Annotated in this window: 11 protein-coding genes and 1 pseudogene; 9 read left to right on the top strand and 3 right to left on the bottom strand. The window is 64.0% G+C overall.

Going from position 1 to position 17,304, the window contains the following annotated elements:
- Positions 1-23: 23 nt before the first annotated feature.
- From BXA03_RS20615 to BXA03_RS20600, 4 genes are all read left to right on the top strand, one after another.
- The gene (locus tag BXA03_RS20615; RefSeq protein ID WP_234983775.1) at positions 24-1,025 is read left to right on the top strand and encodes an ABC transporter substrate-binding protein; all 1,002 of its coding nucleotides are present in this window, start codon (positions 24-26) and stop codon (positions 1,023-1,025) included.
- A gap of 7 nt (positions 1,026-1,032) precedes the next feature.
- Entirely contained in the window at positions 1,033-1,818 is a 786-nt protein-coding gene (locus tag BXA03_RS20610; protein WP_076511066.1) for an ABC transporter ATP-binding protein, read from the top strand.
- Between the two features lie 14 nt (positions 1,819-1,832).
- A complete protein-coding gene (locus BXA03_RS20605; protein WP_076511065.1) occupies positions 1,833-2,615 on the top strand; it encodes an ABC transporter permease in 783 nt (260 codons plus the stop codon).
- Positions 2,616-2,727: 112 nt separating this feature from the next.
- A protein-coding gene (locus tag BXA03_RS20600; protein ID WP_143476388.1) for an IS5 family transposase occupies positions 2,728-3,707 on the top strand; the annotation gives its coding sequence in 2 pieces (ribosomal slippage) (positions 2,728-3,474 and positions 3,477-3,707; 978 coding nt in all).
- A gap of 285 nt (positions 3,708-3,992) precedes the next feature.
- Here the strand turns inward: BXA03_RS20600 and BXA03_RS20595 are convergent.
- From BXA03_RS20595 to imuA, 3 genes are read right to left on the bottom strand one after another with little or no spacing between them, the layout of a single operon-like run.
- Positions 3,993-7,094 carry an error-prone DNA polymerase gene (locus tag BXA03_RS20595; RefSeq protein WP_076511064.1) on the bottom strand — a complete coding sequence of 1,034 codons (3,102 nt, stop codon included), beginning with the start codon at positions 7,092-7,094 and terminating at the stop codon, positions 3,993-3,995.
- Positions 7,095-7,103: 9 nt separating this feature from the next.
- On the bottom strand, positions 7,104-8,414 hold the full coding sequence (locus tag BXA03_RS20590; RefSeq protein ID WP_076511063.1) for a Y-family DNA polymerase: 1,311 nt from the start codon (positions 8,412-8,414) through the stop codon (positions 7,104-7,106).
- The gene (gene imuA, locus BXA03_RS20585) at positions 8,365-9,123 is read right to left on the bottom strand and encodes a translesion DNA synthesis-associated protein ImuA (RefSeq protein ID WP_076511062.1); all 759 of its coding nucleotides are present in this window, start codon (positions 9,121-9,123) and stop codon (positions 8,365-8,367) included. Before imuA ends, BXA03_RS20590 begins: the two co-directional genes overlap by 50 nt.
- A 365-nt stretch (positions 9,124-9,488) precedes the next feature.
- Between imuA and BXA03_RS20580 the strand changes: the two genes are divergently transcribed.
- The 5 genes and pseudogenes from BXA03_RS20580 to BXA03_RS20560 all read left to right on the top strand — a co-directional run bounded on the left by BXA03_RS20580 (position 9,489) and on the right by BXA03_RS20560 (position 17,291).
- Entirely contained in the window at positions 9,489-10,199 is a 711-nt protein-coding gene (locus BXA03_RS20580; protein WP_159444736.1) for an SOS response-associated peptidase, read from the top strand.
- Positions 10,200-10,454: 255 nt separating this feature from the next.
- A pseudogene (locus BXA03_RS20575) lies at positions 10,455-11,034 on the top strand (tyrosine-type recombinase/integrase).
- Between the two features lie 288 nt (positions 11,035-11,322).
- The gene (locus tag BXA03_RS20570; RefSeq protein WP_076511060.1) at positions 11,323-12,909 is read left to right on the top strand and encodes a hypothetical protein; all 1,587 of its coding nucleotides are present in this window, start codon (positions 11,323-11,325) and stop codon (positions 12,907-12,909) included.
- Positions 12,906-15,407, top strand: coding sequence for a phospholipase D-like domain-containing protein (locus tag BXA03_RS20565; protein WP_076511059.1), 2,502 nt, complete (start codon positions 12,906-12,908; stop codon positions 15,405-15,407). Before BXA03_RS20570 ends, BXA03_RS20565 begins: the two co-directional genes overlap by 4 nt.
- Before the next feature lie 345 nt (positions 15,408-15,752).
- Positions 15,753-17,291 carry a sigma-54 interaction domain-containing protein gene (locus BXA03_RS20560; RefSeq protein ID WP_076511058.1) on the top strand — a complete coding sequence of 513 codons (1,539 nt, stop codon included), beginning with the start codon at positions 15,753-15,755 and terminating at the stop codon, positions 17,289-17,291.
- Positions 17,292-17,304: the final 13 nt, after the last annotated feature.

Raw genomic sequence — 17,304 nt, 5'->3', positions numbered from 1 at the left:
TCGAACCACTCCTGAGGAATGCCATGAAAAGACGTACTTTGACCCGAGGCCTGGCCTCAATGGTTGCTCTACCGGTCCTTGGACTGACCACCCACCGCGCAAGGGCGCAGGCGCCCGCCAAACTCACTGTCCGTATGGACTTTTCCCCCTGGGGCCTGCATGGCGCCATGCACTTGGCGCAGCAGAAGGGCTGGTTCAAGGAGCAGGGGCTGGAAGTGGAGGTGCAGGACGGGACTGGCACCATCAACACGCTGCAGCTTCTCGCTGCAGGCCAAGTTGACGTGGGTCAGGTCGCGCTGGGAACCATGGCAGTGGCCAAGGAGAACGGCCTTGATCTGATGTCCATCGCCGGCTTCTCGCGTACCGGCGACCTGGCGGTCATGACCGACGCCAGCCAAGGCGTGAAGCGTCCGCAGGACCTGGGCAAGAAGAAGCTGGTCTGTTTCACCACCAGCCCATGGACGCCCTTCATCGATCCGTTCCTGAAGGCCAACGGTATGAGTCGCAGCCAACTGGAACTGGTCATGGTGGCGCCGAGCGCCATGATTTCCACTTATGTGTCCGGCAACTCGGACGGCTTCCTGTCGCAGGCGCCGTTCGGGCAGCCCATGGTGCACAAGAGCCGGCGGGCCAGTGCCATTTTGCTCACCGACAGCGGCATCAACTTCCCAAGCTACGGACTGGCTACCACGCCCAAGAACCTGGATGCGAAGAAGGACGCGCTGGCGAGGCTGGCCCGTGTGCAGGTGCGGGCCTGGCACTACATCTACGACGGCCATGTGGACGAGGCCGTCGCTGCTGTCCTCGCACAGCGTCCCAACGCCAGGCTGGATGCCGACGTGATCAAAGGCCAGATCGAGGCCTACCGTCCCTTCTTCGAGAGCCCCTCTGCCAAGGGCCTGCCTTTTGGCCAGCAGACCGATGCCGACTGGAGCGCGGCCATCCGCTCTTTGGAGCAGACCGGCCAGATCAAGGCTGGCCGCAAACCCTCGGATTACTACACCAATGCGCTACTGTCCGCCTGAGGATCGCATGGCCAACGTCGCTCAGCAAACTGCGCTGCTGGTCATCGAAGGCCTGAACAAGGTCTACACGACCGGGCGTCGCCCCGTGACCGCGCTGCAAGACGTGAGCCTGCAGGTGCAGCAAGGCGAATTCGTCTCGGTTGTGGGCCCTAGCGGCTGCGGCAAAAGCACGCTGATGCGCTGCCTCGCCGGTCTGGAGCCCATTACCAGCGGTCGACTGGAGATGGGCCGACAGGCCATCACTGCGCCGCCGGAAGACATGGGCGTGGTGTTCCAGCGGGACCTGCTCATGGAGTGGCGGGACGTGCTGAGCAACGTGCTGGCCGCGGCCGAGTTCCATGGTCTCAAACCCAAGGCCTACGCGGAGCGGGCCAAGGAGTTACTGGCGCTGTTCGGCCTGTCGGACTTCCTGGACCGCTACCCGCGCGAGCTGTCAGGCGGAATGCGCCAGCGCGTGTCCATCTGCCGTGCGTTGCTGTTGGATCCGCAATTGCTGCTCATGGATGAGCCCTTCGGCGCATTGGACCCATTCACGCGGGACGCGCTGAACGCGGAACTTCAGCGCACCTGGATGGCGACGGGCAAGACGGTCGTCTTCATCACACACTCGATCTCCGAGGCCGTGTACTTGGGCAGCCGAGTTGTCATGATGGCCCGCGGGCCGGGGCGCATTGCCGACGTCCTCGACATCGCACTGGAACGCCCGCGCGGACTTGAGGTGCGCGAGACGCCGGAGTTCGGGCGCTACGTGGGCCGTATCCGCGAAACCTTCCGCCAGCTCGGCGCCTACTGACCCAAGGAGTCACGATGAAAAGCATACTGGCGCACACTCAGCGCAGCTGGCAGGCGTTGCTGACGGTCGCGGTGCTGTTGGCGCTATGGGAGTTCAGCGTGCGCAGCTTCGGCGTGCGCGAGTTCCTGCTGCCGGCCCCGAGCAAGGTCTGGCAGAAGTTCTTGGATCAACCAGCCTACTTGATGCAGGAAAGCTGGAGCACGCTTCGCACCACGCTGTACGGCTTCGCGCTCGCAATCGTGCTTGGCGTGGCGGCTGCCATCGGCATCGTCTACTCGCGTTTTCTGGATCGCACGTTGTACTCGCTGCTGATCGCAATGAATGCCGTGCCTAAGGTAGCGCTCGCACCACTCTTTGTGATCTGGATGGGCACGGGCAGCCTGCCCAAGGTGGCGATCGCGATGCTCATCGCGATCTTTCCGATTCTGATCGACAGCGTCTTGGGCCTTCGCTCAACCGACCCTGACATGCTGGACATGGCACGCGTGAACCGTGCTTCGCGCGCCTCCATGCTTTGGAAGATTCGCTTCCCGAATGCGCTGCCAAGCATTTTCGCGGGAATGAAGGTCGGCGTGTCCTTCGCGCTGATTGGCACCATCGTCGGCGAGTTCGTGGCCGGCGAGTCGGGCCTGGGGCATGTAATCCTGGTGGCACAGGGCAGCTTCGACACACCCACTGTGTTCGTGGCGCTTGGCTTGCTTTGCCTGCTTGGCGTTCTGCTGTTCCAAGTGCTTGAGGCCGTTGAGGGGCGCCTATTAGGTTGGCACGCTTCGCAGCGCTCGGCGCAGACCCACTGAATTTCGGTGGTGCAATACTTCGGATCCGCGGAGTAGCCTACTAGGGATGCTCTTCACCAATAGCCCGCCGATGTGCTTGCGTGCGGCCTCGTGAAGGCCGAGCATGCTGGCCATGAAGCAAACGAGCCTGGGCCTGCCGCTGTCGACCAAGCGAACGCGCAAGCGCGAGTTTCTCGATTCGATGGACAGGGTGGTGCCCTGGCACGACCTGGTGGCACTGATCGAGCCCTTCGCGCCCGAGAGTGGCCGCCGCGGCCAGCAGCCTTTCGCCGTGGAGACGCTGCTGCGCATCCATTTCATGCAACAGTGGTTCAACCTGTCGGACCCGGCGATGGAAGAGGCCCTGCACGACGTACCCGTCTTTCGCGACTTCGCCGGCCTATCCAACTGGGGCGATGCGCTGCCCAGCGATTCGAGCATCCTGCGCTTTCGCCGCTTGCTGGAGCAGCACAAACTGGCCGATCAGATCCTGGCGCGGGTGAACGAACTGCTCACGGGCCAGGGACTGATGCTCAAGGCCGGCACGGTGGTGGATGCCACGCTGATTGCGGCCCCCAGTTCGACCAAGAACAAGGACGGCAAGCGAGACCCCGAGATGCACCAGAGCAAGAAGGGCAACCAGTGGCACTTCGGCATGAAGGCGCACATCGGTGTGGACGCCGACTCGGGGCTGGTGCACACGGTGCGGGGCACCGCTGGCAACGTCAACGACGTGGTCGAGGGCAACGGCCTGCTGCACGGGCAGGAGAAGTTCGCGTTCGGCGATGCGGGCTACCAGGGCGTGAACAAGCGTCCTGATGCGAGGGCGCACGTGCGCTGGCATGTGGCGATGCGTCCGGGGCTGCGCCGAGCGCTTGAACCGCGACCGACGCGGTGGATGCACTGACCGAAAAGATCGAGCGGCTGAAGGCAAGCGTACGCGCCAAGGTCGAGCACCCGTGTCGTGTGATCAAGCGCCAGTTCGGACATGTGAAGGTGCGCTACCGCGGCCTGGCGAAGAACACCGTGCAGTTGAAGGTGCTGTTTGCGCTGAGCAACCTGTGGATGGTCAGACAGACATTGATGGCCCAGGTGCGTCCGGCATCGGCGTGACGGCCATGCAAAGCGCGAAACCGGCGACCTTGGCGCTCTTGTCGAACCTGCCTCGGGCGTCATCGCTGACTGGACCGACCCACCGGGCGCAGCCATCCACCGCACCAAACATTCAAACCGCTTCAGCGCGTGGCACAACGATTGGTGAAGAGCATCCCTAGGTGGAGGCCGTTATTTACACGCTACTCGTTGGTGTGTTGCGCACCGCTGCCGTTGCAAGACAGGCATGGCATGCGCAGCCAATGCAAAACGCAGCGGCGCTCCACTTTGCAAAATCTCGCTCCCTCATCGGAAATCTCGGCTTCCCGCCGAGTCGGCCAGCCGCCCTAATAGCGGTGACAGGTCGGCAAGCCGATGGGCAATGAGGTTCCGCACCTGACCCTCTCGCTGCCACTCCCCCCGCACTGCCAGCAGCCTCGACTGCAGCAACACCTCGCGCTGCTGCTCCCGCAGGCTCTTCCAGCAGATCACCTGCACCACGCCCGTCTCATCTTCGAGCGACACGAAGATCGTCCCATTGGCCGTATCCGGCTGCTGGCGCAGCGTCACGATGCCGCAGTAGCGCACCTGGCTGCCATTGGGCAGGTTATGCAGGTCAGCCGCGGTGCTGAGGCCCTTGGCTTTGAGCCTTTCCCGCAGCAACGCCAGCGGGTGGCGGCGCAGCGTCAGACCGAGGGATCGGTAGTCCCACACGATCTCCTCGCCCTCGGGTGCTTCGGGCAGCTCCAGATAGTCCTCGTCCACCGGCGCGTCCTGCAGCAGGACCGGCGCTCGTCGCAACGCTGCCGCATCCCAGACCTGCTGGCGCCGATGACCGGACAGGCTCATCAGCGCATCGGCCGCTGCGAGGATTTTCAACTCGTGTTGCTCCAGGCCGGCTCGCCGGGCCAGGTCTTCTGCACTGTCGAATGGCGCCAGCTCCCGCGCCCGAACGATCCGCTGCGCCGACTCACCCTTGAGCTTGTCGATCATGCGCAGGCCCAGCCGCACCGCCGGTGGATGCGGCAGCCCCTCCAGCGAGCAGTCCACCTGGCTGTGCATCACGTCCACGGGACGCACAACGACGCCGTGCCGCTTCGCGTCCTGCACCAGCTGCGATGGCGAATAGAACCCCAGGGGCTGGCTGTTGAGCATGGCGGCTAGGAACTCCGCCGGGTGATGGCACTTGATCCAGCAGCTGGCGTAGACCAGCAGCGCAAAGCTGGCCGCGTGGCTCTCCGGAAAGCCGTACTCACTGAAACCCTTGATCTGCTCGAAGATGCTCTTGGCGAACGCTTCGTCGTAGCCACGGTCCGTCATGCCGTTCACGATCTTGTCGTAGTACTGCTGCAGCCCGCCCTTGCGCTTCCACGCGGCCATCGAGCGCCGCAGCCCGTCCGCCTCGCCCGGCGTGAAGCCCGCGGCGAGGATGGAGATCTGCATCACCTGCTCCTGGAACACGGGAACGCCCAGCGTGCGCCCCAGCGCTTCCTTCAAGGCTTCGCTGGGGTAGGTGACCGGCTCTTTGCCCTGGCGCCGGTTCAGGTAGGGATGGACCATGCCGCCCTGAATGGGCCCCGGCCGTACGATGGCGACCTCGATCACCAGGTCGTAGAAGCAGCGGGGCTTCAGGCGGGGCAGCATGCCCTGCTGGGCCCGGCTTTCGATCTGGAAGACGCCCACCGTGTCCGCTTTGCAGATCATGTCGTAGGTGGTGCTGTCCTCCGCCGGGATGTCCTGCATCTCGAAGCGGTAGCCCCGGCGCTGCCCGATGAACTCCAGCGATTTCCTAATGGCGGTGAGCATGCCCAGGGCCAGGCAGTCCACCTTGAGCAGGCCCACGGCATCCAGATCGTCCTTGTCCCACTCGATCACCGTGCGGTCCACCATCGACGCGTTCTCGATGGGCACCATGCGGGCGAGCGGGCCTCGCGTGAGAACGAAGCCGCCCACGTGCTGCGACAGGTGACGGGGAAAGCCCATCAACTGCTGCGTGATCGCCACCAACTGGCGCACCCGCAGGTCGTCGGGATTGAGGCCGACCTCGGCCCAGGCCTCCGGCCGCACTTCTCGCCCATCCCACCACTGGTGGCCCTTGGCCAATGCATCCACCGTCTCCAGGTCGAAGCCGAGCGCCTTGCCCACGTCCCGGATGGCCGAGCGCGGCCGGTAGCTGATCACCGTCGCCACGAGGGCGGCGCGGTCGCGCCCGTACTTCTGGTACAGGTACTGCATCACCTCTTCACGGCGTTCGTGCTCGAAGTCGATGTCGATGTCGGGTGGTTCGTTGCGCTCCCTGCTGATGAAGCGCTCGAAGAGCACCGACATGCGCGCCGGATCCACTTCGGTGACGCCCAGGCAGTAGCAGACGACCGAGTTGGCCGCAGACCCCCTACCCTGGCAGAGGATGTGCCGGGAGCGGGCGAAGCGCACGATGTCGTAGACGGTCAGGAAGTAGTGGTCGTAGTGCAGCTCAGAGATGAGCGACAGCTCGTGCTCGATCTGCTGCTGCACCTTGGCCGAGACGCCCTCCGGCCACCGGCGGCCGGCGCCTTCGTAGGTGATGCGCCGCAGGTAGGAGGCTGGGGTCTCGCCCGTTGGCACGACCTCGTCGGGATACTGGTAGCGCAGTTCGTCCAGGGAAAAGTCGCAGAGCTCGGCCACGTGCAGGGTTTCGCGAAGAAGCGAGGCGGGGTAAAGCTGGGCCAGGCGCAGCCGGGTGCGCAGGTGGCGCTCGGCATTGGGCTGTAGGGCCAGGCCGCATTCTGTGAGCGGCTTGCCGATGCGGGTGGCGGTCAGGACATCCTGCAGCGGCTTGCGGGAGCGCACGTGCATGTGAACGTCGCCGCCGGCCACCACGGGCACACCGAAGGCGTCCGCCGCCTGGCGCAACTGGTGCAGCCACATCTCGTCGCCCAGCACCCGCTCGCGCAGCGCGACCAGCCAGCATCGATCCTCGAAGCTCGCTTGCAGCCAGTCTGTGAGGGCGTTCAGGTGGTCAGAAGTGGTGCCCCGCGGCGGGGCGAGCAGCACCAGGCAGTCCTCGAAGCGCTGTTTGGCCAGATGGCCGAAGGTCAGCCGGTAAGTGCCCTTGTCGGCGCTGCGGCGCAACCCAGTGATGAATTCGCACAGATTGCCGTAGCCCTCGAGGTTACGCGCCAGGACGATTAACGTGAACGGGACCTCGTGCTCGACCTTGAACTGTGCCCCGATGAGCAGCTTGAGTCCCACATCCCTGGCCGCCACATGCGCCCGCACGATGCCCGCCATGGAGCATTCGTCGGTGAGGGCGAGCGCGGAATATCCCAGCTCGTGGGCACGCTCGACCAGTTCCTCAGGACGGCTGGCGCCGCGCAGGAACGAGAAGTTGGAGAGACACCAAAGCTCGGCGTAGTGGGAGAGCGCCATGGGGTTGCGTCACGCAAATACGCCCTGCAGGAACCAGGCGCTGCGCTCGTCGTCCAGCCGGGTGTGGAAGACCCACAGCACGCCAGCGTGTTCGCTCAGCGCAACCCAGTAGTCGCGCAGCACATTGGCCGTGGACTGCTGGCCCTGGTCGTCGGACAGGCGATGCCACCAGCCGCCCTCGACCCGGTGCGGGCCCGACAGCATGATTAGCGGCCCTTGGTAGATCGGCCGGTCGCCGCGCACTGCCAGCTTCAGCGGCTGGGGCAGCATGAATGTGGGCTGCGGCAGCGAGATGTCGTGCAAGGGCTTTCGAGGCAGAGGCTGGTCGGCCGGCTGCCAGTGCACCATCCACTCCATGCGGTGGTCTGCGGCGGTTACCGGGCGCAGCACGCGCTCGGGGCCCAGGCGGGCGGCCACGCGCTCCAGCACCAGGGCGAGGGATTCGCCGCTCTGCGCAGGATCGGGCAGCAGGGCGAAGCTGCGCTCCTCCATGGGCTGCACTTCGTCGGCGATCAGTTCCAGATCGCCCACCGGCGCCTTGAGCTCGACCTTAGCCAGGTGCTCGGCCAGCAGGCGCGACAGGTGCTCGACGTTGCGCGTGACCTCGGCCGTGCGCACGGTGAGTTCGCCACCGTCTCCGGCAGTCTTCGAGCGCATCACGTCGTGGCACCATTTCAGCGTGATGGCGGTCGTGCCGCTGCGCCGGGCTGCGAGCCAGCCGCACATCTGCAGCAGCAAACGCCGCGCCCCGAACAGCATGGCCGGGGCCAGCTCCACCCGTGACATCAGCTCCAGCCGCTGGGCGAAGCGGTCGGCAGGCTGGACCCAGGCATGCGTCTCGGGCCGCAGGCCATAGGCTTGGTCCATGGCGGTCAGCAGGCCGGCATCGAAGCGGCGGCTCAGGCCTCCGCGCGGGAGGGCCCGCACATCGCCCAGGTTGCGGCAGCCCAGCCGGGACAAGGTGGCCTCGTGCGCCCGGGCGGCGCTCAGCGCATCGAAGGGCAGGGCATCCAGCACTTCCGCCAGCGGCTTGCTGAAGCCGTTGGTCTGCTTGGCCCGCGCCAACGCCAGGGCGGCCAGGCTCGTCGGTGCCCAGCTGGGCACACGCAGATCGAGTTCCGGCGCCTCGTTGCGAATGCGCTCGACCAGCAGGCGCTTGCCGCCAAAGAGGCGCGTACTCGCTGAAAGCTCCATCGCCAGCGCCGATGCCTCCAGGACCGTGACGCGCGGTGTGTACTGCATGGCCCACTGCGCGGCGCCGTGCAGCAGCTCAGTGGAGGGCGCGTTCTCGAGTGCGGGGAGCAGGGCTGCCCACAGCATGCGAGGCCTCCTTGGCTTGGGTCAGGCGGCTCGGTGTCAGCAGCCGAGGCGTGAGGATGGAGGACAGACCGCCCGGGATGGAGGGCAGACGAAGTGGCGCGTCCATGGCGGGGCCACGGCGCTTGAAAATGTCGACCTCCAGCTCCCAGTCCAACCGGAAGGTCGTGTGCAGGCGAAGCGGTGCGGCCGAGGAGTCATGCCGGGCCGCCTCGGGTCGGAACAGGAAGACGGGGGCCTTGCAGGCGAGGGCGCAGACCTGCAGGCGCCGGATCTGCTCCTGGCGCGCCTGCGGCAGCCAGGCCACGATGGCGCCGGCGGCGTCGGACTTGATCATTTGCTCGGTGACCCATAAGCGCTCAGCGGGCGTCTCGGCCTTCACCCAAATCACCTGGGCCGCACTGACTCCGGCATGCAGCAGGCCTGGCAGGTGCGGTGGTTTCGGTGGGCCCACCAGCACGACCTGGCCGCCAGCAGCAGCAACGTGCCCGAGCACGCCGCCGAGCAGGCGCCATTCGCAGACGGCTGGCTGGGGCGCGAGCACTTCAGTGAGCGAGCGGCGAGGCCATCCGCCACCGGGCAATTGAGCGTCCAGCGTCGCCCAGCCGGAAGGCACCGTCTCGGTGACTTGGCTGCCCAGCTCACTGCCGCGCCAGACGCCCTGCGGGATCTCCCCGGGAGTTGGGATGGCGCGTGGTCTCGCGGGAGCCATAGGGAGTGGATCCGGCTCGGACCAGTGGGGCAGGGCAGCGGGACGCATGGGAACTGTTAAACTGTATGTGCATACAGTATCTGATCCGGCGCCCATTTGGAAGGCGCGCCAAGCTGAAACTTCGTGAGCGGCCTCTAGGAAGGCCAGCTTCGCGGAGCGGTGGCCGTGATCAGCGCGGCCAAAGAAAAGGCCTGCTCGGGGCAGGCCAAAGAGATCGCGAGGGAGGAAATCTCAGGTCGAAGGGAGTCGAACTGACTGGAAGGTGCGACCTCGCTTTCATCGTCTCACGGTGTCCTTTGTCCAGCGCCTCTCTCCGTAGGATCTGGCGAGAAAAATGTCTCAAGATGCGGTCCTATCATGGCTTCATGTGCGCGAACTACCTGCCTGTGACCAGTGCCGATGAACTGCTGGCGTTTTTTGGCGTGCAGCGGGATGCCCAGGCAGATACGCCGCCAGAGCTCTATCCGACGGGGCTCGGCCCCTTCGTTCGATTAGTGAATGGGCAGCGCGAGTTCGAGGCTGGTCGCTTCGGTCTGCTGCCTCCGTGGCGCCGCGAGGTGGCCTACGGCCGCAGCACCTACAACGCGCGCAGTGAGACGGTGAGCACCAAGGCCAGCTTCAAAGACAGTTGGATGCGAGGCCTGCGCTGCGTGATCCCGGCAAGGGCGGTCTTCGAGCCGAAGTACGCCGAGGACCTGACCAGTGAGCGCTGGCGCATCGAGAAGGAAGACGGTACGCCCTTCGGCATCGCCGGCCTATACAGCCAGTGGGTGGAGCACGGCGTCGAGAAGTTCAGCTACACGATGCTGACGGTGAACTGCGATGGGCATCCGTTCTACAGCCAGTTCCACGAACCGGGGACGGAGAAGCGGATGCCTGTCTTCCTGGAGCCAGACGAGTACGACCAGTGGATGTCATGCTCCTTGGCTGAAGCGCCTCGGTTCTTCCGGCAATGGGGTGGGCCGATGAAGGGGCAGCCAGAGGCTAGGCAGAGGCGCTCGGTGCCGGCGAAGCCGAATGTGAGAGCGCCGAGAAGTTCTGACCAAGTTCCGCCATCTCAAGGCGGACTGTTCTGATCGTTCACGCTCCGCCTCAGGAAGAGAGCCCATGGGCGGGTATCGGTATCGCGTGGGAGGCAGCTTCAGACTGTGAGCAGCCAGTCGCCCGCTCAACGCTGAATGACCGCTGCTCGGAAGAGCGGACAGCCGAGGTCTGCCGCAGGCTGGTCTGAAGACTCAAGATCTGACATGACATGACCAGCGTGGTCACTCGTGGGCAGACGCTCCGAGAAGGCGCATCTTCATGACCCATCCGCTAGATGGGAGACCATCATGGAAGTTGCTGCCCCTCTTGTTTACCGCGAGCTCTGGAATAAGGGCACGATCGTAGGTCAGAAGGCCCCATTCAAGCCCAAGGACATCCGGGCGCTGCGCATGCGCCTACAGATGGAAAAAGGGTGCGAGAACTTGCGCTGCTTAACCTTGGGATCGACAGCAAACTGCGCGGCTGCGACCTGGTTGCCCTTAAGGTCCGCGACGTCTGCCACGGCGATCAAAATTGCATCTCGATCAGTCGTCATACAGCATCAGACCCAGCGATCCGTCCAGTTTGAGATCACAGCCACCACGCGCGAGGCGCTTGAAATGGACCAAGGTTGCGAGACTGAAGTCCGACAACTTCCCGTTCCTCAGCAGGCTGCATGACTGTCCGCATCTTGGCACCCGCGAGTACGAACGAATCGTAGGGCGCTGTGTGGTCCAACTTGGATTGGATCCGGCAGACTACGGCACGCACTCTATGCGCGGCACGACGGCGACGCCAATTTAACGCAGGACCAAGAATCTTCGCGCCGTGCAACTGCTGCTTGGTCACTCGAAGTGCGAGTCTACTGTCCGCTATCTCGGCATCTAAGTCGACGACACCCTTGAGATATCAGATCAGACCGAGATCTGAAGGTGGTGGTCTCCCACGCTGCGCGGCGTTGTCGAGAGAATCCAATCAGCCGCCCGCTGCACGATCGATTGCTGCGTCTCGCAAGCGGCATACTTCGGCCATGGGCCGCCTTCCGATCTCAGGCGCAGACCGTCACCGAAAACAGCCATCCATCGCAGCAACTGCTTTGGTGACGTAGTCTGGCCTAATACGCGTGCTCCTCACGCGCGCGTGCAACCTTCAACCGTACGGAAGGAACGAAGAACCATGGCAACTTCAGGCGGCGGCCTGGGCTCTCCGCAGTGGACGACGAAAGCCGAGAAGCGTGGGCTGGACCCTCTGGGCATGCAGACGACGAGCGTCGCGCTGTACCAGCAGTTAGTACCGGGTATCAGCAACGTGACCCTGCGCATGCGGTACTACGGTCTCTATGCCTGGTTGGCCCAGCGCTATGCACGGGATATTGGAAACACCTCCGTCGAACAGTGGTGCATATACCTTAGGCGCGCGGAAGCCATGTACGCGCTGGCCTCTGTGCACGCTGGCGGCGAGCGAGGGGTGGCCGGCGTGGACTGGGCAACACGCGCTCTGGCCGAATCCGGGGACGACGTCGACTTCCATACTGCGACTGACCGAGCAGAAGGTGAACCCCAGTATCTGAAACAGAAGTTCGGCGCTTTTGGCGCAGCGTATGGAAGCCAACTCTTTGACATCGGCGTGCTTGAGGCTGTGCCCGGCCATGACGTGCCAGTGCCAACACGCCAGATCGGCGACAAGTTGGCTGAAGCGTTTCAAGCGGCTATCGGTGCAGCCGCAGATGTCTTTATGGCCGCAGTTCATGCCGGGGTCATCAACAAGCGAGGTCTGGCGGCGCTTCCGGCGATGCTTCCTTCGCGCATTGCTGCCGACGGCACCGAGCGGGAACTGTACGAGCACTTGCTGCTCTCAGGTGCTCATGGCGAACGAGCGCGAGCAGCCTCACGCGGTCACAGCCTGCGTCTGGTGCTCAGAATTGCAGAAGACCATGGCAGTTCGGTAAGAGTCGACGCGCTGCGCTGGTCTCTGTACGCCTCTCAGTGCAGTGTGGTGGCCCCCTTCTCGGCGCTCGACCTTGACGAGGACAAGCAGCGATTTGCCTGGGCGGTGTACCAGGCCAATGACCTTCTGCACCTGTGCTACGAGACCATCCTCAAACTGTCCCTCGACGTTCTCGGCGGCTCGCCAACCGGGATGCTATTCGAGACCCTTGTGGGTCAGACCGCCCATCGGCTGATGTCAACCCTTGACGACTATGCCGCTGGGTCCTGGGACGATCTGTGCGACTCGTTGGCGCTTGCAATTGACCCGACGTCCATCGAGGAGACGATGAGCGAACTGTCGCTGCAACGAGCTGTGCTGCGTAGCGCGAGACTGGAGGCGCTCACGAGCGATGACTCTGCGCGCTCCGCGGTTTTGCTGCTTGCCGTACTCCACAAGCGCTTCCACGGCCTGATCGAGCGCGTTGCCCGTGAACTGCCCGTGTTGGCGGAAGGGAGCTTTCTTCGCTCCATCGTGACGGAACTGCCCTTCCTCAATTCGCATGCCGACGCCCCCCTGCTGGCGTTGCTCGCTCGCATCGTCCGGCAACGAGTGCTTGACCGTCACCTGTGGGTCGCCATCCAGAAATTCAGAGGCGCGGGCGATTACACCTTCTTGCTTGAGTCGGACGATGGGCGTGTACGCCTTCGACAGAAAGACGGGCCCGTGCTGACCAACCCACGCCTGTCCTCGGCCATCGCGTTCCTTGAAGACATCCACCTGCTGAACGCCGGCGGCACTACCGCGGCCGGATCACGCCTGATCCAAGCGGCATGAAGCTCTTCAACTACTTTGCCGCAGGCGGCTTCCATAGCAGCATCATCTCGACCTTCGGTATCGACTTCGATGCGTACGAGGCCATTGCATTGCCGCGGCTGCGCGACGCCGGCTGCAACAACAACGTGGTTGTGGCCGATGCTCGCATGCTCTCGCAGGCCCTGACAGACGAGGCGCGCCGTCCGAGATTCGCAGGCAGACGCTACTCGGTCGTTGGGGCGCATTGCGCCGGCGTCTTCCATCCCAAGGTGAGCCTGCAGTTGGGCAAGACTTCAGGACGGCTGCTGGTGAGTTCGGCCAACATGACTGCGGCCGGGCTGGCAGGCAATCTGGAGGTCGCCGGCGAGGTTTCAGTCGCCGAGGGCAACATGCTGGCTGCGCCGCTGCTCCGAGCGGCAGTCGACTACCTTCTGAAGTTCCTAGCCCCCGGGTCTGTCGCTCGACGCCAGGTTGAATGGGCGATTAAACGGACGCGCTGGCTGCCTACATCGGCTTCCTCTGAAGCGGTCATCGACCTGCAGGAAGGGATGCGGCTTGCCTTCCTGGCTAGGCACGATGCAAAGGGCATCGGGCAGTGGTTTGCCGAGTTCATCGGCAACCTCGCGGTGAAGCGCCTGGTGGTTGCGAGCCCGTATTGGGACCACGATCTGCGATCGCTACGCAATCTTCAAGCTCGCTTCGGTGCCCGCGAAACCATGGTGCTGATTCAGCCTAAAGCGGCCTTGTATCCAGTCCATGCCCATCCGACCTCGGAAGCGTTCAAGCTCTTTGACGTGAGCGCTGCACCGGGTGCGGTCAGCAGGTTTGCGCACGCGAAGCTCATCATTGCCGAAGCGGCCGACCGCGACGTCATCTTGTTTGGCAGCGCGAACTGCACTGAAGCGGCGCTTGGCACGCCTGCTCAGGCTGGCGTCAACGAGGAGGCGTGCCTAGTGCGCGAACTGCCAGCGGGAGAGGCCGTTCCACTACTCGGCCTCGACGGGGTCCTCTCAATGGGAGAAGAACTCGACCCAGCAAAGGTGCCCACGATCAGCCTAGGCGACGACATACCGTTGTCAGACCTCGAGGCTAGACTTGCGGGGAGATTCGAGTTGTCGGGCGACTTGCTGCGCTGGTGGCCTCCCGCAAGTCTGGCAACAGATATGGCCGACATCCACCTCCTCGACCAACTCGCAGAGCCAGTTGCAGGCAATCTAAGCCGCGTTGGTGACCAGAGCAGTCCCGCGATCTATCGCTTCGACGGCACCGTCGCCCCACACTTCGCGCAAGTTCGCTCAGAAGATTTCGAGTCTTCCCTGGCCGTCGTGGTTGTTGAGCAGGCTATTCATCAAGCACAACGAAGGGCGGCCGGCCGTCTCGCAGAGAGCGCTCTGGAACTGCTCGATGACGATGACGCCTACGAGGGCCTCTGGCTGTTGGATGTAATTCAGCGGCTCACGGAAGCCGAACGCGAGATGCGCGGACCTCGCAGCACAGCCGAGCAAACACCTCAGCAGAAGGCCGTCGCCGAGCCTGCGCTGGACGCGCGCGTGCTGCCCTACGAAGACTTCGTCGCGGGTAGACGGTCTGAGGATGACGGGGCCACCTCGGCGGGCAGCCATCTGGCGTCGACTCATCACGAATCGGTGAGAGGCTTCCTGAATGCGCTCATTGGCAAGAGTGCAGCCTTGGACGTCTTGGATGGACTGGACGACGAGACGCCTCCACCCAATCTGGGCCTTGGGGATGAAACAGCAGACGGCGGATCTGCCGTGGAGTCTGGCGACATGGCGCCGTCCAGCGCTGCCGGTGCCCAGGCCAATCAGGAGGTCGAGGCGAAGCGGCAACTGGAGCGGCGTCAGCGCTACGTTCAGGACACCCAGCGAAGCATCGTCGACGGTGTCGAGGCCTTCCTCAAAGGCTTGCGCATACAAGGCCAGGACCATCCGCTGGGCGTGGTTGACCTGCTTCGACTTCGGGCGCTCCTCGTGGTGGTACTGGGCGCCGGCAGCATGAAGGCGGACTTACGACCGAAAGATTTGAACGTCAAGGTTCGCCGTCGGCAGGTGCTTCCCTCGAGCGGTGATGCAAGCTGGCGGCGCCTCGTGGGGCGGTTGCTCTACGACTTCTTCCGCGACCACGTCGGGACCCGTATGCCGCTCATCAAGAGCCTTCAGCTTGAGTCTGACGACGGCCGAGGCCTTCCAGAAGACGTGCTCGAGTGTTGGGCGACCTGCTTCTGGGCCCTGTGCTCTATGCGCGTAGCCGTCAACGACGCTGGCGTGTCGTTTGCGGCGTCCAACTCCGAGGCTGCGCTCGCAGCAGACCTGTATCGATTTACCAACCTGCTGCCTCAGCAGGCACTTGGTGCAGTGGTGCTGGACGTATTTGCCGGCATGAACCGCCGCTACGCGGAGCGCATTGGCGTCTGCAGCGATCGCATGGTGCAAGAACACCACTTTCTGGCCGAAGCTGCGCGAGTCCTGTCGTCGACGCCGCCCGGGGGCCTACCGGCCTGAATCTGTTTGGGCGGACATTAGCCGATACTGACCGAGGGCGGCGGCCTGCCGCCCTCGTCGCCCTCGTTGACGCCCCAGCCGCCTGGCACCCCAATGCAGATGGGCCGAGCAGGTCTCAAACACGGAAAACTAGAGCCGATCACGGGTTGAGCAAAGGCAAGCAACCCCGCGGTAAGTCTCGCCTAGTGTTTTCTAGCTCAGACTACAACTCGGCCACGCCTTGGCGCCGACCCAGTTCTTCCTCCCTGGGCCGGCGCATATGTCGTGCACCGTCAGGCGTGCGTCGATAACCGTGGAGCCTGATAAGAATAGTTACATTCCCATTGCCTTTGCTTATCATGACTCATGACGAGCAAAACCTGGCTGGTGGCCTGGATCGGTCGCACGGATCACGATGCCGCGCGAGGCGTGGGCGGCGTCGAACTCGGCCCCATTGCCACCGCCTTGGCCGAATCCAGGCGCTTTGATCACATCTACCTGCTGACCAACTATCCTTTCGCGCAAAGTCAAGCGTACTGTGAGTGGCTGCAGGACAAACTCGGCTATCGCGAAGATGCGGTCGATCTTTTCGAGATTGCACTCAGAAGTCCCATCGACTACGCATCGATCTACGAAGAGGTGTCGAAGAACCTAAAGGCGGCCGGGCTACCGCGTGAGGACGTGGCCCTCACGTTCCATCTGAGCCCGGGAACGCCGGCCATGGCGGCCATCTGGATCATTCTGGCCAAAACCAGGTTTCCCGCAACGCTTATTCAAACGTCGCGCGAACGCGGGCTCGAGCGCGTGGATTTCCGCTTCGATCTCACGAGCGACTTCCTGCCCGAGTTTCTCCAGCGCTCGGGCGAGCGCATTGACCGGCTGACAGCCGGTCCGAAAGACCCCGGCGCGCCCTTTGACAAGATCCTGCATGCGAGCCCGAGCATGGGCGAGCAGATCGCGCTGGCGCGCCGAATCGCGGTTTATGACGTGCCCGTGCTCGTCCTGGGCGAGACCGGCACCGGCAAGGAACTGTTTGCGGAAGCCATCCATGCGACGAGCGCCAGGAAATCCCGACCCTACCTGGCGGTCAACTGCGGCGCCATCTCCCCCGAACTGGCGAACTCGGAACTGTTCGGGCACAAGGCCGGGGCATTCACCGGCGCTAGGTCCGAGCGTAAAGGGCATTTTCGGGAGGCCGACGGCGGCACGCTGTTCCTGGACGAGATTGGAGAACTGCCCCTAGATGCTCAGGTGCGCCTGCTTCGCGTGTTGCAGGCCGGGGAGGTCACGCCTTTGGGCCAGTCGTCACCGGTCAAGGTGGACACACGCGTGATTGCCGCCACGCATCGGGACCTGAGCGCAGATGTGGCGAGCGGACGCTTTCGGGAGGATCTGTTTCACCGTCTCGCCGTCGGGATCCTGCGACTGCCGCCGCTACGTGAACGGGGCGCCGACATCGAACTGCTGCTGGATGCGTTTCTGGCGCGCATCAACGCGGATGCCAAGGGGCGGCCCGAAGCCCAGGAAAAAGCCCTGACGCCCGAGGCCAGAGCCTTGCTGCTGTCCCACAGTTGGCCTGGCAACGTGCGCGAGCTCTATCACACCCTTGTGCGGGCCTCGATCTGGTCGCCGGGCCCTCGCATTGACGCGGCGGACGCGGCTGCAGCCATCTTGCAGCCCGCGCAGGGGCGACCGAGTGTGCTCGACCGGCCGCTTACGCCCGGCTTCAGCCTTCAGGACGTGCTCGATGAGGTGTCGCGCAGTTACATCACGCGCGCGCTCGAGCAAGCGCGGGGGGTCAAGACGGCGGCCGCTCGGCTGGTGGGGCTGTCCAGCTTTCAGACCCTGGACAACCGCATGACCCAGCTAGGGATGACGCCCTTTTCGAAACGCACAAGCAAGTAAGAAAAATTACGTT

It is taken from the genome of Pseudacidovorax sp. RU35E (assembly GCF_900156165.1).
Taxonomy (GTDB): domain Bacteria; phylum Pseudomonadota; class Gammaproteobacteria; order Burkholderiales; family Burkholderiaceae_C; genus Xenophilus.
The sequence above is the reverse complement of the archived record's forward strand: the minus strand, read 5'-3'. Positions and strand labels throughout refer to the sequence as shown.